The sequence below is a fragment of the Rubritalea squalenifaciens DSM 18772 genome, assembly GCF_900141815.1.
Lineage (GTDB): Bacteria > Verrucomicrobiota > Verrucomicrobiia > Verrucomicrobiales > Akkermansiaceae > Rubritalea > Rubritalea squalenifaciens.
Genome location: NZ_FQYR01000002.1, coordinates 966,927 through 987,634, shown reverse-complemented (window position 1 = coordinate 987,634; position 20,708 = coordinate 966,927). Strand labels below are relative to the sequence as shown.

Annotated in this window: 20 protein-coding genes; 13 read left to right on the top strand and 7 right to left on the bottom strand. The window is 51.4% G+C overall.

Going from position 1 to position 20,708, the window contains the following annotated elements; all coding sequences use genetic code 11:
• Nucleotides 1–10: 10 nt before the first annotated feature.
• On the top strand, nt 11–958 hold the full coding sequence (gene rfbB, locus BUB27_RS04565) for a dTDP-glucose 4,6-dehydratase (RefSeq protein ID WP_143158352.1): 948 nt from the start codon (nt 11–13) through the stop codon (nt 956–958).
• A gap of 73 nt (nt 959–1,031) precedes the next feature.
• On the opposite strand, the gene BUB27_RS04560 is transcribed toward rfbB, so the two are convergent.
• The 3 genes from BUB27_RS04560 to BUB27_RS04550 form a co-directional block, all read right to left on the bottom strand.
• On the bottom strand, nt 1,032–1,799 hold the full coding sequence (locus tag BUB27_RS04560) for a LamG-like jellyroll fold domain-containing protein (RefSeq protein WP_143158351.1): 768 nt from the start codon (nt 1,797–1,799) through the stop codon (nt 1,032–1,034).
• Nucleotides 1,800–1,868: 69 nt separating this feature from the next.
• Nucleotides 1,869–3,443, bottom strand: a complete 1,575-nt coding sequence (locus BUB27_RS04555) for a FecR domain-containing protein (RefSeq protein WP_143158350.1) — start codon at nt 3,441–3,443, stop codon at nt 1,869–1,871.
• 5 nt (nt 3,444–3,448) lie between these two features.
• Entirely contained in the window at nt 3,449–4,000 is a 552-nt protein-coding gene (locus tag BUB27_RS04550; protein ID WP_143158349.1) for a sigma-70 family RNA polymerase sigma factor, read from the bottom strand.
• Nucleotides 4,001–4,185: 185 nt separating this feature from the next.
• On the opposite strand from BUB27_RS04550, the gene prfB reads away from it, so the two are divergent.
• The 3 genes from prfB to BUB27_RS04535 all read left to right on the top strand — a co-directional run bounded on the left by prfB (nt 4,186) and on the right by BUB27_RS04535 (nt 5,970).
• Nucleotides 4,186–5,317, top strand: a protein-coding gene (gene prfB, locus BUB27_RS04545; protein ID WP_200797063.1) for a peptide chain release factor 2 whose coding sequence is annotated in 2 segments (ribosomal slippage) — nt 4,186–4,263 and nt 4,265–5,317 — 1,131 coding nt in all. Because the reading frame shifts where the segments join, the coding sequence is not laid out codon by codon here.
• 20 nt (nt 5,318–5,337) lie between these two features.
• A complete protein-coding gene (locus tag BUB27_RS04540; RefSeq protein ID WP_200797062.1) occupies nt 5,338–5,616 on the top strand; it encodes a putative quinol monooxygenase in 279 nt (92 codons plus the stop codon).
• 15 nt (nt 5,617–5,631) lie between these two features.
• Nucleotides 5,632–5,970: a histidine triad nucleotide-binding protein gene (locus BUB27_RS04535; protein WP_234991662.1), complete on the top strand. Its 339-nt coding sequence runs from the start codon at nt 5,632–5,634 to the stop codon at nt 5,968–5,970.
• An 84-nt stretch (nt 5,971–6,054) separates the two neighbouring features.
• On the opposite strand, the gene BUB27_RS04530 is transcribed toward BUB27_RS04535, so the two are convergent.
• Nucleotides 6,055–7,938, bottom strand: a complete 1,884-nt coding sequence (locus BUB27_RS04530) for a matrixin family metalloprotease (protein ID WP_200797061.1) — start codon at nt 7,936–7,938, stop codon at nt 6,055–6,057.
• Nucleotides 7,939–8,143: 205 nt separating this feature from the next.
• Here BUB27_RS04530 and BUB27_RS04525 point away from each other — a divergent pair, with 205 nt between their 5' ends.
• Entirely contained in the window at nt 8,144–9,691 is a 1,548-nt protein-coding gene (locus BUB27_RS04525; RefSeq protein WP_143158345.1) for a glycosyl hydrolase family 28-related protein, read from the top strand.
• Here the strand turns inward: BUB27_RS04525 and glpK are convergent.
• Complete coding sequence (gene glpK / locus BUB27_RS04520; protein ID WP_143158344.1) at nt 9,688–11,160, bottom strand: glycerol kinase GlpK; 1,473 nt, start codon at nt 11,158–11,160, stop codon at nt 9,688–9,690. The genes BUB27_RS04525 and glpK overlap by 4 nt on opposite strands.
• Nucleotides 11,161–11,296: 136 nt before the next feature.
• On the opposite strand from glpK, the gene BUB27_RS04515 reads away from it, so the two are divergent.
• The 3 genes from BUB27_RS04515 to BUB27_RS04505 are packed head-to-tail and all read left to right on the top strand — an operon-like array spanning nt 11,297 to nt 14,188.
• Complete coding sequence (locus BUB27_RS04515) at nt 11,297–11,674, top strand: hypothetical protein (RefSeq protein WP_143158343.1); 378 nt, start codon at nt 11,297–11,299, stop codon at nt 11,672–11,674.
• Between the two features lie 9 nt (nt 11,675–11,683).
• A complete protein-coding gene (locus BUB27_RS04510; RefSeq protein WP_143158342.1) occupies nt 11,684–13,015 on the top strand; it encodes a B12-binding domain-containing radical SAM protein in 1,332 nt (443 codons plus the stop codon).
• A gap of 12 nt (nt 13,016–13,027) precedes the next feature.
• Nucleotides 13,028–14,188: a hypothetical protein gene (locus tag BUB27_RS04505; protein ID WP_143158341.1), complete on the top strand. Its 1,161-nt coding sequence runs from the start codon at nt 13,028–13,030 to the stop codon at nt 14,186–14,188.
• On the opposite strand, the gene BUB27_RS04500 is transcribed toward BUB27_RS04505, so the two are convergent.
• Complete coding sequence (locus BUB27_RS04500) at nt 14,185–14,652, bottom strand: 8-oxo-dGTP diphosphatase (protein WP_234991661.1); 468 nt, start codon at nt 14,650–14,652, stop codon at nt 14,185–14,187. The genes BUB27_RS04505 and BUB27_RS04500 overlap by 4 nt on opposite strands.
• Before the next feature lie 193 nt (nt 14,653–14,845).
• Here BUB27_RS04500 and BUB27_RS04495 point away from each other — a divergent pair, with 193 nt between their 5' ends.
• From BUB27_RS04495 to BUB27_RS04475, 5 genes are all read left to right on the top strand, one after another.
• Nucleotides 14,846–15,721 carry a metal ABC transporter substrate-binding protein gene (locus tag BUB27_RS04495; protein WP_143158339.1) on the top strand — a complete coding sequence of 292 codons (876 nt, stop codon included), beginning with the start codon at nt 14,846–14,848 and terminating at the stop codon, nt 15,719–15,721.
• A gap of 46 nt (nt 15,722–15,767) precedes the next feature.
• Nucleotides 15,768–16,928: a hypothetical protein gene (locus BUB27_RS04490; RefSeq protein ID WP_143158338.1), complete on the top strand. Its 1,161-nt coding sequence runs from the start codon at nt 15,768–15,770 to the stop codon at nt 16,926–16,928.
• Nucleotides 16,929–17,061: 133 nt separating this feature from the next.
• A complete protein-coding gene (locus BUB27_RS04485) occupies nt 17,062–17,607 on the top strand; it encodes a sigma-70 family RNA polymerase sigma factor (protein ID WP_159434802.1) in 546 nt (181 codons plus the stop codon).
• A 14-nt stretch (nt 17,608–17,621) separates the two neighbouring features.
• Entirely contained in the window at nt 17,622–19,112 is a 1,491-nt protein-coding gene (locus BUB27_RS04480) for a FecR family protein (RefSeq protein ID WP_143158336.1), read from the top strand.
• Between the two features lie 100 nt (nt 19,113–19,212).
• Entirely contained in the window at nt 19,213–19,869 is a 657-nt protein-coding gene (locus BUB27_RS04475) for a discoidin domain-containing protein (protein WP_143158536.1), read from the top strand.
• Between the two features lie 97 nt (nt 19,870–19,966).
• Here the strand turns inward: BUB27_RS04475 and BUB27_RS04470 are convergent, their stop codons facing one another.
• Entirely contained in the window at nt 19,967–20,677 is a 711-nt protein-coding gene (locus BUB27_RS04470) for a hypothetical protein (protein ID WP_143158335.1), read from the bottom strand.
• Nucleotides 20,678–20,708: the final 31 nt, after the last annotated feature.

Sequence of the window (20,708 nt, the reverse complement as noted above, 5' to 3'; positions counted from 1 at the left end):
CACAGCCATCATGCGCTCTCTATCCCATCCACTCGTCACCGGAGGAGCTGGCTTTATTGGCTCCACCTTATGCAGGTTGCTACTCCAGCACCCGGACGTAGAGAAGCTCACGATCGTAGATAAATTAACCTACGCAGGCTCCAAAGACAACCTGCCTGTGGATCCTCGTATCGATTTTCACCATATCGACATCGTCAGTAAGGCTTGTCTCAATTTGGTCTTCAATCAGACCCACCCTACGTGCGTCTTCAACCTCGCCGCCGAGTCCCACGTAGACCGCTCTATTGAAAAGCCTGAAGACTTCATCAATACCAATATTGTAGGGACCGAGAACCTGCTGGAGATTTGCCGTCACAAAAACGTGCCAATGATCCAAATCTCCACCGACGAAGTCTACGGCTCCATAGAAGCCCCTGGAATCTTCACCGAAGAATCCCCACTCGCCCCATCATCCCCTTACTCCGCCTCCAAGGCCTCCGGGGACCTTCTCAGCCTGGCAGCGCATACCACCTACCAGCAGGACGTGGTCATCACGCGCTGCTCAAACAACTACGGCAGCCATCAGTACCCGGAAAAACTCATCCCACTTCTGATCCAGAAAGCGATCCAAGAGCTGCCCCTGCCGCTCTACGGTGACGGCCAGCAGGTCCGTGACTGGATCCATGTAGAGGACCACTGTTCCGCACTCATTGCGACTGCTCTTAAGGCGCCAGCTGGTACCGTTCTGAATATTGGCGCCAATAAAGAGATCGCCAACCAGGAAATCGCGGAACGGGTTCTGGATATTCTTGGAAAACCTCGCGAGCTCATCTCCTACACTGATGACCGTCCCGGTCACGACAGGCGCTACGCCCTCGACGCCAGCAAAGCCCGTGAGCTACTCGGCTGGCAGCCCATTCATGACTTTGACACCTCCTTTGCGGCCGTGGTCAAAGAAATCGAAAGCAAACTGGCATAAAAAAGCGCCCCCAGTAAGCTTTTGCTTACTGAGAACGCCAAGCGAGTCTGCGTGAGTGAGCAATCTTGCAGACCTAACGTCTGCGTCTCAGCAGCACTAACATTCCGGACAAACCTACCAACATACTTGTGGAAGGCTCAGGCACCGCTGCGATTTGGAAATCCGTATTCGCGTCAAAGCTGCCTGTGAAGGTGGAAAAAGCCACACTATCCAGCTGCCCATCGATACCGCGGTTATCGAAGCCATTACGACCGAAGTAGCCAAAGCTGACATTGTTCGCGTCTGGAGTAGCAAAGGCGTTGTTGTCAATCGTTCCAATGGCGACTCCATCTACATAGCCAGTAAGACTTGAAGCGGCAGCATCCCACACCATAGCAATGTGTATAAACTCTCCTGTACCTGGCAGAGCTGCTGTCTGTGAACCTACCTGGCCTCCGTCCCAGTAGACCATCTCTAGAAGAGAACCTCCGTTATTGATACGGAAATCAGTATCTCCGTTCACATCGAGGATCGTCCTCTGGCCAGTATTGAAAGCATCAAAGCTCACTCTCGTTTCTACCACCCAGTTCTGGGATGTTAGAGACCCTAGTGATGTGGGGTCAAAGTTAAATCCTTGATGCGTGCTGCCACCCGTAAGATCAGCCTCACCGCTTGAGACAACTGGCGAACCAAAACCTGTGAAGCTACCAGTGGTATCTACCTCGCCAGAGCCAAGCGTATAGTCGTTACCACTAATTGATCCACCAAAGTTCACGAGCACTTGGTTTGTTAGAGTTGTCGCGGCATAGCCCGAGCAGGTCATCGCTGCCACGGCGAGTAGTGTTTGCGTATGTGTTTTCATTTGTCTGTGTTTTTGGGTATCCTCCCTCTCAACAGAGAGAGGAAAATTGTATGAGTCATTGGAGGTCGCTTACTTGGAGTCCCCCTGATAGTTGTTGAAGCGATAGAGTTTTTTGATCTCCGACGGCATCAGTGCTGCCTCGAAAATAAACAGCTCATCCAACTCAGGCTTGGCCGTATATGCTTTTCCCTGCTTTCGGTCTCCCCACAACTGGGTAAAAATCTGTAAAGGCACTGATTCAGTCGGGTCTGTGATGGTATTCACTTCAATGTGTACATCGCCATACTCTCTCCCCCCCGCCAGATAACGGGTCATTGATTCTTCCCTCCCATCTACATAGGTCACGATATCCGGTGTACCATCTGCCTTGTTCTTCCCTGTAAAGACATGGGCGACATGATGCCATTCCTCATCCTGAAGATTTGTCTGACCCTTCATCCAGTACCAGCCGACTTCCACTCCACAGACGACACCCCATCTCATGCTCTCAACGAAGGAAAAGAAGGACCCCGTCTCCATAGACCCGTTTACATTGCGGCGCCCCCAGCCCACAACAGGGTTAATATATCTCTCTCCCTTGGGCAGCCTAATCCAGTAGGCTAAGGTCCGAGGATTGCCACCAGGGATTCCTCGCCATTCAGAAGCGACGTACGAACCCAGACCATCAGCAGCGATCGCTTGGCCAAACTTTCCAGGAACCATCCGTATGCCTGTATCCTGCTGTGCAGCGTACTCACGGGTCACCAAATTCTCCGCTGGTGCTGCAGACCCTTGCGCCAAGAATCTCTCATCTCCTTCACCATCGAAGGACCAGTGCAAATAGGGCAATGAGTCTGGAAGTTCGGTAAGGAACAGCGCCTCGTTCACCTCCACTGAAACTAAGTCACCCTGCTCACTTACTTTCAAACCACCCTCTGTCAGCGCCTGCGTCACCGTGGGCTTCTCGATGGAATTCACCTCCACGATCCCTTTAAAGAGATGCACCTCATCCTCGCCCTCAGCGTTTGCATAGACACCGAATTGCGTCCCAAGGTCTACCACACAAAGTTCCTCAGTATTCACTCTGAATCCTTTGGCTTTCCGAGGGACATCGAACCAAGCCTTACCACGCTTCAGAGTCAGCTGATTGTCATCATCCAGGCTCAATTCACCTGGGCCCGAGACAATTGCCATCACTCCGCTCTCAAAGCTTAGCTCAACGACTCCTTGCTGAAGCTTCAGCACGGATCCTCTTGTCAAGGCCATCCCCGTAGGAGGCTCCTCACTATCAAGGTGCGTAAGTTCATACTGCGTACCAGGAGAAACCTTGAAGACCATTTCAGGGCCTTGGTTCACAAAGACCATATTCATCACCACGGCCGCCATCACTAGCAAAACAGCCGCCAGCCCAATCGCCATCACGAAGGCTTTGCGGCGGCGCCCGGTCACCAGTTCATGCATGGGAATGACCGGCCCTTGGAAGGTCAAAGCTTGTAGACCCCTGGACCTCTGGCCAAGTAGTCCATGCAACTGGACATAACGACAGTACGTCCTGCAGGCCTCGTCAGAACGAGCCATCTCGTCCTGCAGTGCCAACCAGTTCTCCTCGCTAATCACGCCGTCCAGAGCCTCCTGGATTCTCGTCTCTAACTGCACCTGAGTCATACCACTTAACTTCCCGCTGGGTTCACCGCACGCCGGTACTCAATACAGCGCTTGAGCGCTGCCCTGATCCTGCACAAAGACATTTTTACCGAAGCCACAGGCCTCCCGACTTCCTCCGCATAATCCTTCAGCGGCTTATCTGAATAATACCGGTGGGTAACCAACTCCTGATCACCAACCTCCAGCTTCTGGATACACAACTCCAAATCGGTCCTAAGCTCCTTCATCGGGTTCTCCGTGACCGTCTCACTCATCGTACGGGTCAACTTATCCACCAGCGTGTCATCCACCACTAACCACGACTTTCTAGAACACTCTTTGCGGTAGGCCTTTACCTCCCAGTAAGCGATACTGAATGCCCAGGCTCTGAAATCGCTCCCTTTTCTGAACTGAGCCCGCTTCTTCCAGATAACCAGATTGGTACGTTGCTGCACATCATGTGCCCCGGAATCACCGGGCATGAGAGATTGAATATAAACCAGCAACTCGGACTGGTGTGCCGCCAACTGCGTCACCAGCACATCGTCATTGCTATTTATGGAAGAGAATAACCCCATCACTATTAAACAGTCACTCGAGCGGAAAAGGTAATTCAGGAATTTGCATTTTTTCTGATCTAGCTTGAATTTTTCCTCCGTCACACACTTGGCTGGGAATTCGGCCAACACTTATACTAGCATTGATGCCGCTACAGCACCTAATAAATACTTGAATCTTCAGCTCGACATAACATCGTTGCGGCATGTCTGAATCCTATAACGCTGACCTCCTGGCGGTCGACACCGGCTCCATCAAGAGCCGCCTGTCTACACTCAGGAGGTATCTTTGACGTACCCTCTCTCCAATCCAAGCTTGCGGAACTCGACGAGCAAATGACCTCTGGCAACTTCTGGGACAATCCGACCAAGGCCCAGGAAACGGTCAACGAAGCCAATGGCATCAAGCGCAAGCTCAACCCCTTTCTTGACTTTGAAAAGCGCCTCGATGATCTCGTCGAGTTAATTGCCTTGGCCAAAGAATACGAAGACGCCGAGTCCGCTCAGGAAGCTGCCAGCGAATTCGAGAAGATAAACAGCGAGATCGACTCATTCGAGCTCATCACTCTACTGGACAAGCCTAACGACGCATCCAGCTGCTATCTCACGATCAACTCGGGCGCTGGTGGAACTGAGGCCTGCGACTGGGCAGCCATGCTGCTGCGCATGTACACCCGCTGGGCAGAGGATCAGGGCTACAAGGTATCCACGATAGATTACTCAGAGGGTGAAACTGCGGGCATTTCCTCCGCCACCATCAAGATCGAGGGCGAGTACGCTTACGGCTATCTCAAGAACGAACGCGGCGTACACCGCCTCGTGCGTATTTCCCCGTTCGACTCCGCAGGCAAGCGCCACACCTCATTCACCTCGGTGGACGCTACCCCTGAGATGAACAACGACATCAACATTGAGATCAACCCGGCTGACGTGGACATCCAGACAGCCCGCTCAGGCGGTGCAGGTGGCCAGAACGTCAACAAGGTGGAAACTGCGGTCATTCTGCGCCACAAGCCGACCAACATTCTCATCCGCTGTACTCAGGAACGCTCCCAGCTGCGCAACCGTGAACTCGCCATGGAGCTCCTCAAAGCCAAGCTCTACCAGATCGAGGAAGACAAGCAGAAAGCCGAGTCCGAGCGATCCTATGGAGAGAAAGGCGATATCGGCTGGGGCAACCAGATCCGCTCCTACGTCTTTCAGCCCTACCAGATGGTAAAAGACCTGCGCACCGGTGAGGAAACTGGTAACATCCAGTCTGTGATGGATGGAGAACTCACTCCTTTCATCGAAGCCATGCTCAAAGGAAAGAAGAAGGGCGAGAAATCTGAAGACTAACATCTAGACTCATCACTATCATGCACGTCGTTGCCACCATCATTGCCAAACCTGAATCCATCGATTTGGTCGAGAGCGAACTCAAGAAGTTCATTGCACCAACCCTGAAGGAAGAAGGGTGTATTGCCTACGATCTTCACCGAGATAACAACAATCCTGCCACCTTCGTCTTCTACGAGGAGTGGAGCAGCAAAGATCTCTTGGATAAACACCTCCAGTCACCTCACCTAACAGCAGGGCTCGCCGCCATGGACGGCCATCTGGAAAGCGTGGTGGTACTGGAACTCACCAAATACTAAAACCCCATTAGCACCATGACCCTCTTCGAGAAAATCATCGCCCGGGAAATCCCGGCGGACATCGTCTACGAAGACGATCTCTGCCTCTGCTTCCGTGACATCAATCCGCAGGCCCCCACTCACCTGCTGCTAATTCCCAAGAAGCCCATCCCACGCATCGCTGAGGCGGCACCTGAAGATCAAGCCACCCTTGGTCACCTTCTACTGACTGCGCAAAAGATCGCCAAGCAAGAAGGCTTTGCCGAGGCCGGCTTCCGCACCGTCATCAACAACGGCCCGGACAGCGGCGAGGAAGTTCCCCACCTGCACCTGCACCTACTCGCAGGCCGCAAACTCACCTGGCCTCCGGGCTAGGAATGGCTCAACAAAGAATCTAACTAAAAACGCCACAGTCAAATGACCGTGGCGTTTTTGTATGAGAGTTGGTAGAGTAAATCCTTAGTTAGAGCGAACCCTGAAGAATTTGTAATTGTTCACGGGAAGAGTCGTAATCACAGTATCTGGGGTACCAATTGAATAAAGAGAATCCCAATTAGTCAGGTCATTTGAAGCTTCCAGTATTAATGTCTCAGCAAGTCCAACCGGAGTAAACTGAGCAAATTCCCCATCCACATCCAAAGTTGCCTGTATAGGTGGATTAGCAACACTTGGATCCGTACCACGGTTAAACTCCTGTCGGTTAGTAAACCCATCTCCATCAGGATCAGCATCTGGAAATTCACTAATTCCATAAGAGCTAGCCCAATCACTGGAGATCCCATCGCCAGCGGTAGCATCCTCGTAATATCCAGTGACAATGAAACCACCTACACCGGAAACGTGGGTTCCATTACTAATTTTGTACCGGTAACGCCCCCAAGCACTACCTGATTGAACGTCTTCGTCCGCGAGTACATTAGTACTCCAATAACCTGTAGGAACCAGAGTTATTGTCCGAGCCACAGTATCCACTGTAGCTGAAGCCCCGCTCGAACTACTCACAGTGATTAGAGATTCCCCTCCATCATCTGCTCCTGAAATCACTAGAGGAAAGGTATTCCCAACAGGAGATTTAGTCGAAGTCGTAATGACATTGCCATAAGTATAGCCTATATAGGGAATAGATTCACCTTGAGGGTATGCAAGATTGATGTAACCGCGATCATAGTCTCGTAGATTCGGAGAAGCAGTGCTGGAATTTACCGCGTAATACATCAGCGCGCCCTTCAACTGGCTGTCCTTTTCTTTGGAATCTTCGCTTGAATGATGTAGTCCCAAGCAATGCCCCAATTCATGGGATAATACCGACTTAAAGCCGTTAAGTGTCTGATTAGTTGAAGCATCGGTATTCATGCTTAAATATCCAAATGTTCTTTTATCAAACTCCAGACCATTAATTGTCCCTCCTGATCCGTTCCCTTCGTAGCTAGCCATATAAGCACCTCCACGGCCGAGAGTACTGGAACCTAAGGCACTATACTCATCATGAAGTTGAATATAGATATGCCCATTCGCCCCCTCTGCACTACCAAGGGTAAGAGATGACTTCCCCAATTCCTCTTCACCCAAGTACTGAAACTTCAAATTTGTTTCCGATGCCCAAATTGTCACCACATCATGAACCGCATCGATTGCTTCCTGACGACTAAATCCTGAAGGCGTGTACTCTGCATCAATAGAATAGGTTAAAGCCCTATCACCATCCGAAGCCACAAAACGAGTAGGGATACCTGTTCTTGTCTCAAGAAAGCCTGAGTCCGAGACCTTGGATTGAGTGACTCCCGAGGGAACGACCGCCCCCAGATCGGATTTTTGAGACTGCTCCGTCTCTTGCTCCAAAGACAAAGCAATTTCCTCCTCAGAGCCACTATGGTCATGCTGGCAGTGATTATGATCCTTACATTTAGCACGATTCAAAATCTTATCGACTAGGCCATCTTGCTTGGCCCCATTGATAACCTTATTGGCATGAGTTTTGATGAGTTCGTAGCGCCCTTCACTTAACTCCTTGAGATAGACATAATACTGTCGCTTCTCGAGCTTCTTGAAGTTGGATACCATTTTGGTAAGGACTCCGTTATCACCCCCGTCCATAACGATGACCCCACCATCAGCCTCACCTTGGAAGGCCTTAACTGTCTGGAAGGTGTACTCCGTGCTGATATTACCAGTGGCAGAAGTGATCGTCTCGATAGCTGTAATTTTAATCCTCAAGACATGACTTGCAGACAAGGAGTCCTCCACAGGATCAGCGTGCGCATAGCACTGTGCATTCGCTTGGAGGCCGGAAAATAGGAGACAGGGGGCTAGTAAAAGAAGAGGTTTATTGAGGTGCCAATTCATTGGGTTAATTTGAGTCGGATGTTGTGTGTGTCACCCAATGAGAACTCAAGGCTTACAGAATTCGGAGGTATTCCGTTCAACGCCTTTCCCCTCATCAGGCGCTAAATGAATAGCGTATTACACAATATTCACAATCAGAAAATTGGAGATCCTTCGCCTGCCAATTGAATATCAAGCAAGCCAAACAATTGATAATACAGATTTCTTGAAAAAACGCCTATCCTTAGCACGTAAGCCCAAAATGCACTATCTCAAGGCGCTAGCTCTGCTGTCCCTCTCTATCTCTGTACATGCTGAGCCAGAGGTATCGCCCCTGTGGGGCCAGGCGGGGGAAAAGTGGTCTCCGCAGTCCACTTTGCCAGATTTTTCACGTGCAGGGTATCTGGATGGGGCGGATCTCCCCAGCGACCTGAGCTCACTCAAACTGGTCTCCGTGGCCGAATTTGGGGCTAAGCCTGACGACCAGCAGGATGACACCGCGGCATTCCGCAAAGCACTGCAAACCAAAGGTAGTGTGGTGATCTTCATTCCTGAGGGCACCTATCTCCTCAGCGACAGACTTCCCATCACCTCTTCAAAGACCATCTTGCGAGGTGAATCCAAGGATAAGACCATACTGCTATTCACCAAAGGCCTGGAAGAAGTGGATCCCAAGCCGACCCAGAATTCCGGTGGTACCCCCACCACCAGCTACTCCTGGAGTGGAGGGTTCATTGATTTGCGCGGCAGTAACAAGCATCCGAAGCTCCCCTCACTTTCACACACAGCCAAACGCGGCAGCCTGCAGCTGAATTTCAAGGAAGCCCCGAAGATGAACGAAGGTGACCGAATCCTCATCAGGCAATACGCCGGCAAGAGCCTGGAACTCGTAAAGCACCTCTACGCTGGTGACCCCGGGGAACTGGACAATATGCGCGAGCGAGACAGGTTCTCCATCGTAGCCCGCATCAAGAAAATCCAGGGAAACACCCTGCACCTCGACCGCCGTCTGCTCTGTGATGTCAACCCTGAGTGGGGCACCGTGATCACCAAGCATGACCCTAGTGTGAAGTTCAGCGGAATCGAGAACCTGAGTATTGCCTTTCCCGCCCACCGCTATGGCGGCCACTTTAGAGAGAAAGGCTATAACGCCATCAATTTAGGCAACGTCTCTGACTGCTGGGTACGCAATATCAATATCATCAATGCAGATAGCGGCATTTTCTGCAGCGGTTCACACTGCACCATACAAGACCTTACCATTAGTGCCCCCAATGTTGAGGGTACTCCTGCCACCAACGCCTACACAGGAGATACCACCGGCCACCACGGGCTCACCGCAGGAGGGACTTGCAACCTGTTCAGCAATTTTCACTTTGAAACCAAGTTCATCCACGATCTTACCGTCAGCCACAGCTCCGGTAATGTGTTTATGGATGGAAAGGGAGTCGACCTTTCCATTGACCACCATAAAAAAGCTCCCTTTGCCAATCTCTTTACCAATATCGATCTGGGCGATGGTGGACGCTTTCTTTTCTCTGGAGGCGGCGCCAAAATCGGCCGTCATTCAGGCGCCTGGCAGACCTTCTGGAACATTCGTGCTGAAAAACCCGTCTACATTAATAAAGACTTTGGTCCTACGGCCATGAACTTCGTCGGCGTGAAAGCGAGCAATGAGAAAGAACTCCTCACAAAGGGTTTCAAGATCATCTCTACTCCCGTAAAGCCGCTTAATCTTTTCCGTTCACAGCAAGAGCGTTTTAAATCCCATTAATCCACCCACGCCTTGCAGCGCTCCACAGCCTTATCCCAGTCCTTGCGGAGCTTGGCATAGCCCTCATGATCGTCGCCTGGGGCAAATCTCTTATCTTCCTGCCACACCTCAGAGATCGCCTGCTTACTTTCCCACAGCCCTACCCCCAGACCGGCTAGGGCAGCGGCACCAAAGGCAGTGGTCTCCACTTGTTTAGGCCGCACCACATTCCGCTGTATCAAGTTTGCCTGCGTCTGCATCAAAAGGTTACTTACACTGGCTCCACCATCGACCCTGAGTTCAGTCATTTTCATGCCTGCATCACGCTCCATGCACTCTAACAACTCAGCCGACTGAAAACTCACCGCCTCCATGGCGGCGCGACAGACATGCGCTTTCGTTACACCACGGCTCAGCCCCATCATTGTGCCTCTGGCGAAAGGGTCCCAATGCGGTGCTCCCAAGCCTGCAAAGGCTGGCACCAAAACGACTCCACCACTATTCTCTACAGAGCCAGCCAGTTGATCAAACTCCCTCACATCTTCAACAAGCTCTAGGCCGTCACGCAACCACTGGAACAAGGCACCAGCAATGAAAACGCTACCCTCCAGAGCATACTCTCGCTTACCGGCTACTTGCCAGGCCACTGTTGTCAATAGCTGGTTTTCGCTCACAACAGCTCGCTCCCCTGTATTCATGAGCATGAAGCAGCCAGTTCCATAGGTGTTCTTTGCAGAGCCTGGCTCATAGCATCCCTGGCCAAACAAAGCGGCTTGCTGATCGCCAGCAATCCCGGCAATAGGAACGCCATTCCACTCACCCATAGTGCCGGATGAATCGACGATCTCAGGGAGCATCGACTCAGGAATCATGAACTCTTTTAGCAGATCCTCATCCCACTCCCCACTGTGAAGGTTGTAGAGCAAAGTCCTGCAGGCATTGGTCGCATCCGTCACATGGCGCGCACCATCGGTTAGATTCCAAATCAGCCAGCTATCGATAGTCCCCATGCAAAGCTCTCCTCTATCTGCCTTGCTACGGGCTCCTACCTCATGATCTAGAATCCATTGCACTTTGGTGGCCGAAAAATAGGGATCTATCTTTAAGCCAGTGATACTGGAGAGGGCTGGCTCAAGCCCCGCATCCTTCATCTGCCGGCACAGGTCAGAGGTCCTCCTGTCCTGCCAGACGATGGCATGACATATTGGCATACCACTTTTCCTATCCCAGACCACCACGGTTTCCCGCTGATTGGTGATCCCGATCGCAGCCAGGTCTTTCTCCGTGATGCCCGCCTTGGACAACACCTCCTGCATGGTGGCGAGCTGGGTTTCCCAGATCTCTACAGCATCGTGCTCGACCCAACCGGATTGCGGGAAGTACTGCTTGAACGGCTTCTGACTCAGCGCCACTTGGCGTCCGTCCTGATCAAACAGTATTGAACGGGAGCTTGTCGTTCCCTGATCCAGTGAAAGCACATATCCAGCCATATCCCGCAGCCTAACATCTCGGTTTCAGGATAAAAAGTCAGAAGCCATCAAAAAGCAGAGATTCATCACTCTGGTCGATTTTTTCATTGAAGCAATCGATTCTGCAAAGTTCAGAAAACTGATAAGATAGATGGCTATGGACCCAACTCTTTTCACTTTAAAGCTTGGCTGGACAGGCATGCTCCTCGGCGTAGTATCCGGCGCTATTATGGGGCTCTTCTTTCACCGGGAAAACTGGCTTGGCGGCTATGGTAGTCATACCCGCCGCTTTCTCAGACTGGGCCACATATCCTTTTTCGGCATCGGCCTCCTGACCCTCTTCTATGGCTTCTCTCTGGCACCTTTGGGGATAGCAGAACCCACAGCACGCATTGGTGCCTATGCTTTTGCCATTGCGTTATTTGGCATGCCACTCACCTGTACGCTCACCGCTTTCACCAAGTCCGCCAGACACCTATTCCCCATTCCCGTAGCGGCCGCTACAGTAGGAATCCTCATTACCATCTTCAGCTAATAACTCACCATGCCCAAACTAGGTCTCATTGCCATTTCCGGCCTTCGCGTCTGTGACAGCTCTCTGCTGGAAGCGGGTCTTTCTTTTCCAGCACTCTCTGGCAGAGCGCGCCAGATAGAGGCGCTTCCCTCTCTTGGTCTCCTTACTCTGGCAGCCCTCACTCCGGAAGAGTTTGATGTAGAATACCTCGAGGTCCGCGATGTGGACCACGACAACCTTCCAGCCCAGTTCGACATCGTTGCCCTGTCCACACTGACGGCCACCTCAAAGGAAGCCTACCGCCTGGCTGAGCGCTTCCGGGAAATCGGCACGACCGTCATCCTCGGCGGCCTTCATGCTACCCTCTGCCCGGATGAAGCCCAAAAACATGTAGACTGCCTGGCTATCGGTGAGGGCGAACCCATCTGGCGCGAGATGCTTCAGGACTTTCTAAAAGGTCAGCTCAAGCCTCGCTACGATGCCCGGCTTAGACCCGCCTTTGACTTCAGCGAATCCCCAACTCCCAGCTTTGAACTTCTGGACCCGGACCGCTACCCACGCTTCACGGTACAAACTCAGCGTGGCTGCCCACTCGCCTGTGAATTCTGCGCCGCCTCCATGCGTCTCTCACCCAAGTTCCGCACCAAGCCAGTCGAACGAGTCATCCGGGAGATACGCCACCTCAAGGCTCTGTACAACAAACCCTTCATTGAGTTTGCCGACGACAACACCTTTGCCGACAAACGGCATGGCAAACAGCTCATGAAAGCGCTCGCCCCGGAGCAAGTTCGCTGGTTCACAGAAACTGATGTCTCCGTAGCGGACGATGAAGATCTGCTCAAGATGATGCGCGATGCAGGCTGCGCCCAAATCCTCATCGGTTTTGAATCACCCAATTTCAACACCATGAATGGCGTTGAGCAAAAATCGAACTGGAAGGCCCGCCGGACGGACAAATACCTCAAGGCCGTAGAAACGATCCAGAAACACGGCATCACCGTCAACGGCTGCTTTATTCTAGGCATGGACGGCGACGGCCCCGAATCTTTCGAGAGCGTCTATCAATTCGTCAAAGCATCTGGCCTCTATGACGTCCAGCTCACTTACCTGACTCCTTTCCCTGGCACTCCCCTATACTCTCGACTAACAGAAGAAGGTAGAATCCTTGTTGATGATGCCTCAGAAAAATGCACACTCTTTGATATCAACTTCCAGCCGGACTCCATGTCGATCGATGACTTGAAATCAGGCTACCTCAATCTCGTACATCGCATCTACAATGAAGATTTCATTGCCGAGCGCTACCGAAACTTCCGCCGACATCTCCGCAGCCAGATCAAGCTTAAGAAACAACCAACATAACATCTATCTAACATGAACCTGCGCGATCCATTCCTCTTTCTCATTGGCGATCGAGGCGCCATTCAGCGGATCTCAGGTTCATGGTGGAGCCTATTAGTAGGAGCGCTGCTCGTAGTTACGGCAGGCATCGCCAGAAACTACGACCACCTCTCATTCACTCATGACCTCGAGTGGATTTATGGCCCCTTTCTCGCCTCCATACTCTCATCCCTGTTTATCTTTGGACTGGGCTGCTTTCGCTTTGCATTCGTTCCCGGGGCCAAGAACTCCTATCTTTCATTCCTCAGCCTGTACTGGATGACGGCCCCCTGCGCCTGGCTCTACGGGATCCCCGTCGAACGCTTCACGGATATACTGACCGCCACTAAATGGAATGTCGCCTTTCTCGCTATCGTGTCTCTGTGGCGTGTAGCCCTGATGATCCGTAGCTTACAGGTATTGGGAGGAGAACCACTCCTCAGATGCGCTATGCGAATCATCTTCCCGGCCTCCCTCATCATGATGGTAGCAAGCTACAAGAAAGGCACCGAGCTCGTAGGCATCATGAGCGGGGTTCGCCTCTCTCCTCATGAAGTATTTATCCGGGATGCTGCCAATTTCACCACAATCGTCAGCTTCTGGGCCGCCTTAATTAGCCTTCTCACGATCATTATTCATCTATTCCGCAAAGGCCAGCCTCCTCAACCTCTTCCTTGGAAAAAGGAATCGGCGCCTAGAAAAACCATTGCACTAGCTTGCGGATTTGTCATCGCCGCCATCAGCTTCACTTTTCCATTACAGCTCAAGACACACCGCAACGCCACCTTAACAAACCTCCTCAAGGAAGCTCACTATCGTCAAGCGATTGACTATGCCGCACAATTTAACCGAGAAGACTTCCTTACACATCACTACTTCCCTCCTGGCCCAGAATACTCTGGTGACATTATTTATCTGCTAGCCCACTCGAAACCCGATGACCCTAAATGGTTTACAGAAATTTGGCTGAACGATCTTCATTTAGATAACGAAGAGGACAGCTTAAACAGTTACTACATGGAAATTATGTTAGATAAGAAAAATCCCGACTACACTCCATATAACGAGCAGCTGTGGAAACTGATTACTGAACGCTACCACCTCCCCAGTGACCTCTCACCTAAATCGCCTGATAACGATCCTTTCCAACTCTAACAAACGCGGTCACCGCTCCACAGATCTCTGGCAGTCTCACCAAAGACAACATCCTGCCAGAGGATCTCTTCTTTTTCGAACTGGAAGCGTCCGTTGAAAATGTCACCGTTCAGAACTTGTGGGAGCCAGTGGCGGTCATCTTCCCACATCTTTTCATAGGGAACCTCGTCGATCGGGGTCCACATCGGATTGGCCTCGCGTGTCGGGGTAGGCTCGCCTTCAAATTCTGAGGCGATGAAGACATGACAGTGAATGTCCGGGATGTCTGACATGGCGAAGTGGAGCTCTCCCACCTTCACCGGATTCAGCGGTATGATATGAAGTTCTTCCTGGCACTCACGGACAATTGCCTGGCTGGCCGTCTCACCTGGATCGATCTTTCCTCCGGGGCCATTGACCTTGCCCTGGCCGATTCCTGTCAGCTTTTCAATGAGAAGCACTTCCCCATCACGAACTATGAACATCAAAGTCGCAGGTATTTCAGCGGTCCAAGTTGACCAATCCACCGGGCTTTCTGTTTGCATCTCAGAACTCACGGAGCGACAATGAACAACATCTCGCTTTACCGCAAGCCCTGCCTGCAACTTCGAAGCTAATTGCAAAAAAGTTGCATTTGGGGATTGTAAACGCAACTGAATTGCATTAACCAACAGAACCATGAAGATCATCACTCTCCTCTGTATGCTGATTGTAGCACCCTGCGCCTTCGCCAAAATGAAGGTTGCCACACTCTCCCCCCTGCTGGCCGATCTCGCACGCCAGGTAGGCGGAGACAAGGTCGAGGTAGTCGACCTGATGGGCCCCAATGGAGACCCACATACCTTTCGCCCTTCTCCAAGCGCTCTGCAGGAAGCCAATGGAGCAAAGATCTATCTCGTCAACGGCAAGAATCTGGAACCTTTCCTTCCGAACCTGAAGTCCATTGTGGGCAACAAAGCGACCATCCTCGAAGTCGGCCGCAAGATTCCTTCCCTGACTATTTCCTCCGAAGGCTCGCTTTACGCCTGTTGTCCTAAACACTCTCATGGAGCACTTGATCCTCACTGGTGGCAGTCCATCGACAACTGGCGCCGAGCAACCTCTATCGTGGCCGATGAATTTGCGGAGCTAGACCCCTCAAACAAGGATCACTACAAGGCTAATGCGAAAGCCTACCGAAGCCAGCTCTCCTCCACAAAAACCTGGGCCAAGAAGCAAATCGCCGGCATTCCACGCGACCAGCGCCATCTGGCAACCGCTCACGCCGCGTACGGATACTTCTGCAAGGAGTTCGGTTTCAAGTCCATCCCCGTACAGGGCTTGAACAAAGAACAGTCAGCCACCCCGCAATACGTTGCTGAAGCAGTAGCGACTATCCGCAGTAATAAGGTCAAAGCTATTTTTCCCGAGAAAATGGCCAACACCAAGAGCATCCAGAGCATCGCGAAGGAATCCGGTGCCAAGGTGGGCGACTCACTCTACGCGGATAGCCATAATTCCATCATCGGCATGTTCCAGCACAACGTAAATTCGATCGTCAAAGCTCTCCGCTAAATTCTCCTACCTCCCTTCACCTCAACAACAATAACAAATAACTAAGATGCATAAGACCTACCTCACAGCGATGGGTTTGGGATCACTTCTGTGCTCCCCCCTTCATGCCAGTGACTTCCTGCTTGACCCCTTTGCCCACATTAACACCACCATTGGAGCTTCCTCCACGGACGAAGACGCGTTGGCCAGTCACGCCCACGATCCAAACGATGAATTCAGCCTGCAAGGAATCGAGCTAGGATTTGCTACACAATACGGAGACCATTTTGCCTCCTTCGTAAACTACAACCTCTTTCTTGATCTCGACAATAAGCTCGACGGTGAATGGGAAGAAGCTTTCATCAAGCTGCGCGAACTACCCGGCGGATTTGAAGTACGCGGTGGCCGCCTGCTCAACCGTGTTACATCACAGAACAATGTTCACCTACACGGCTGGCACTTTGTCGATGCCAACCTCATCACCGCCCGTTTTCTCGGTAACGAGGGCCTGCTCACGAACTCGGCGGAACTCTCCTGGAGACTCCCTACAGAGCACACCTCAATGATTTCTGTAGCCTACGGAGACGCCATTGCTCATGACCACGAGCATGGTCACCATGAAGATCACGACGATCACCATGACGACGATGATGACGATCACGATGAGGAAATCCATGGCGAGGAAGCTGCACTGGCTGACGACATCATCACCGTACGCTGGATGGGACAATACAACCACACTGACTTCCACCAGTTCACCTATGGCGCAAGCTTCATGACTGGCGACAATGGCTACGGCAAGAGCACGGACATCTACGGTCTAGACCTACAGTACATGTGGAGGGAGAACGGCCTAGAACCTGGCGGTAAGCACATTCGCACTCTTGTAGAAGCAGTATATCGTGAATTTGATTTCGCATCCGAGGATGGCGATGTCAGCGGCTCTGCTGAGGAATGGGGCATTCACACCCACATTGGATATGGCTTCATGGACAACTGGGAACTGGGTGCTCGTTATGGCTACATTGAAGGCGTAGACCACGTAGAAGAACTACCCGAGCGCCATCGCGCCTCCCTGGCTCTGACCCGCAGCTTCGAATTCAACGATTACGCAGGCGGCCATGCACGTCTCCAGTACAATCACGACCATTCATCTGAATTCGGTGGTGAGGACAGCATCTGGCTTCAATTCCAGTTCGACTTCGGCAAAGGAAACGAAATACGCTAAGCCTCTCAACTATTCGCTCTTACTTCCCACCTCGATCAATTTTTGGTCGGGGTGTTTTATTTCCTAAAGAAATGTTCTTTGTCAGTTTTGGCCACAATACGGTATAGTTCTTAGATCTCGCCCGAATATGGCCATGGAATTGCATCCGAAACATCGTCAAACCACACCCAGCGCCTCCTCCGAGCAGGTCGAGCAGTGGATTGCGGATATCCAACCGGACGTCAGGGCGTACATCATCTCAATCAATGGTACGGGGGAGGATATCGAGGATATTATCCAGGAAACGAATATCTTCCTCTGGCAGAGGCACAGTGAATTCAAGCCCGGCACTAGCTTCAAGGCCTGGGCATTTAGAGTAGCCTACTTCAAGACCATGGCCCACCGTCGGGATCGCATCCGCAGGGGGGAAGTCGTCTTCGATGAAGCCATCTTCCAAAGAATCGCCTCCAGGGCGGAAGAAACTTTCAGCCAACAGAATGATACGCTCACAGCTCTGAGACACTGTGTCTCTCTGCTTAAGCAAGAAGAGCAAAGCATCATTTCTGAAAAATACATCAAGCAACGCTCGCTCAAGGAATTTGCCAAGGAAATCGGCAAGTCAGCAGATTCCATCCATAAGTCCATTTCCCGAGTTCGAGTCAAACTCGCACACTGCATCAAGGAGCAGCTTAACAAGTAGAGTAGTTTTTTATCGTGAAACCGTCTGTCGAATTAATCAACCTCACCAGCAAAAGCCTTTCCAAGTCTCTTACCAGAGTCGAAATGGCAAGACTCGAGGAATTGTTAGAAAACGATTCCAACCTCGATTACTACCTGCAATTGACAGCAGTGGAAGCCAATCTTCCACATCTGAGCTCCAATGAGGTCGCACCATTCCAAAAACAGCCGAGGAAAGTCAAGCTATGGCCAAGGTACGCAGCAGCAGCCGTCCTCCTCTTCGGCACCGGGCTCATCACCGGAAAACTTTTATTCAACGAATCACCCACTCCAGCGGTTGCACTCAATGATCAGCCCAGCACAAGCAATGCCAAAGCCTCCATCACTAGCCTGATAGGTGTCACTTGGAACGGCTCCGCCCCGGAAAGCATTGACCTGACTAACGAGAGCAGGCCCATCACCATCGACTCGGGACTCGTGGAGATCACTTTCCAAAGCGGAGTTCGGGCGCTGATAGAGGGACCTGCCAGCTTCAAAGTCACTGGCGACAACGAAGCCTACATGAACCAAGGCCGCGTGGTAGCCGACGTACCCGATGGGGCGGAGGGCTTCACCATCAACTACACAGAAGGCAAAGTCATCGATCTCGGCACCGAATTCGCTCTACACATCCCGGGAGATCACAGACCTGTCGAAGTCGGCGTCTTTCGAGGAGAAGTGGAGGTACATGCAAAAAACGGTCACACCCCGATGAAGGTGCTTGAGAACCATGCCATTAAGTACGGCGGATCTAACGGCGAGCACTTTTCCTCCATCCCCTTCGACCGCACCGAATTCATCCGTGAACTGCCGAGCAGAGAATTTCCATGGACCCTCCCCGAGACTCCCACCACTGAGCTTAGCGAATTGGTATTCGATGTCTCTCACCTAGTCTGGAAAGCGGGTGACTACCAAGCCATTGTCAAGTGGATGCACGGAAGGGATGCACTCGTCATCCAGAATGCTGAGTTACGAAAAAACGGCGTCACGATCACCCAAGACAACCATATGGGAATGACAGGCCTCATCGCCCGCAGCGAGAACAACACCTACAAGTTCCACATCAATGAGCGACCAAATCGGAACGACACCTGGACACTTCATCTTTTGGTGATCGCCGATAACCGCGGCGACGATAAAGTTGGCCATTTTAGTCCAGACTCAACGGGGACACTCTTGTTTGAAGATACGCAGTCTTTGATGTCAGACGCTGAGGCCTTTGTCGGCACTTGGGAATACCGCCACAATGAGGACATCCACCGCCGCACCTTCCATGCCGACCGAACAGCCACCTATAGCATCAATGGACGGCAAACGCCGGATTTCGCAGGTGCTAGTTGGGAAGTCACGGATGGTATCCTTACTCTGACGATCCCACGAACAATCAAAGGGAAACAGGCCAACATCATCGAGAAACACCAACTAAGGGATGGAAAAGAACTCATCTTCCTCAATCAGCCCTACCGAAACGGTTACAGAGTAGAATAGTTTCATTTTCTCTGCCATCATTGTCAGTTTATCACCGGCATTGGTATAGTTATCGATTCCTCATTTTCTTTGAGGAGAAAACATCAACTCTGACTATACCATGAAACACACAACACTCGGAGCTCTGGCGACACTCACGCTAGCCTCCCTATCCCACGGTGCCGTCCTGATCACTCCTATTAGCGTAGTCTCTGACACAGATGCGACAGACACCTACAAGGCAACAGTTGGCCTCATAGACAATGCAGGGCTCAGCGGGTCTGCGGACTTCGCCAACTACACCACCATCACCCATAGCAATACCAGCAATGACTCACTTGGCTGGGTAACGGCAGACCCAGCCCCAGGTGGAGGCGACTACTTTGCCGACGGGCCAGGCAATCCAGTCCTCACTTTCGACCTCGGCGGTGAATACACTCTCACCGATTTCGTCTACTGGGGCTACTCTAACGGCGGAACCGGCAACGAAGCCAAAGACTTTACCATCGAATTCTCCGTAGGTGGCGGAGCCTACGGCAATGCAGTAAACTTCTCCCAAACGACGGCTCTAGGCGCAGGCACACCTGAGACCGTGAACTTCTCCGCGATCAATGCGGACTCCGTCCGCATTACCATTACCGATAACTACTTTGGTGTAGGCAGCGGCGGCGACCGAGTCGGTCTCGGAGAAGTCAAGTTTGTCTCCGTCCCTGAGCCTTCCTCCACAGCACTGCTTGGACTGGCAGGCATCAGCTTACTTGCCCGCCGTCGTCGATAGAAATTTTCCGTACCCAGTTACAGAAAAAACAACATTGGTAATCCTTGTCCTGTAGACCCTGTCTACAGGACATTTTTTGCTTCAAGCCAAGAGAGCATTATTGAATGGCTTTCTTCTTAGCCGGCTTGAAATCAATAAGCATTCTGGTTTTCACCCGATTTACGCCTTTCTGGTCTTTATCATTCAGCAGAAAAACGAGCATACGCTTTTGTTGTCGCCTCATCATCATGCTTGAGAAGATCAACTTCTTAGTACCGACATCTCCGATGCGCAGCCAAGCCTTCTCTCTATTTTGATCAATCGGAGCAAACATCTGAGCACCCCCGGGGGACAGGTTGCGGTTATCTTTGTTCAGGGCGACCTGTAATTTGAGCCCGGAGAAGTTGACCAGCTGACAAGCACCGTAAGGAAACACTGATGGATCGATTTCAAATATCTTATACTTCAGCTTCTTACCCTCCGGCACTAGGAGTATCAAAGGCTGCTTGTATTCAGCTGGAATCTTCACCTCTAACAATACTTTGTAAGGATTTTTCTCATCCTCCGTTTTTTGTAAAAAACGAACAGGCTTATCCAACTTGTAGGGCATCTTTGCGGAATACCCCATATTCATAATTTCAAGTTCCACGACATCCTCTTGGGTGCGCCCTTTCTGCACAAAAACCTCTCCTAACTTCCAGTCTCCAAAACAAGAGACTTTATAGAATTTCCCACTACGAGGCATACCTCCTTCAGCAGGGTTTACTTCAGATTCCTGTCCTAGCAACGGAAGCACCGTCAAAAGCAGCGTCATCAATATATTCCTCATGATCTTAAATTTACAATTATACTGTAGGCGC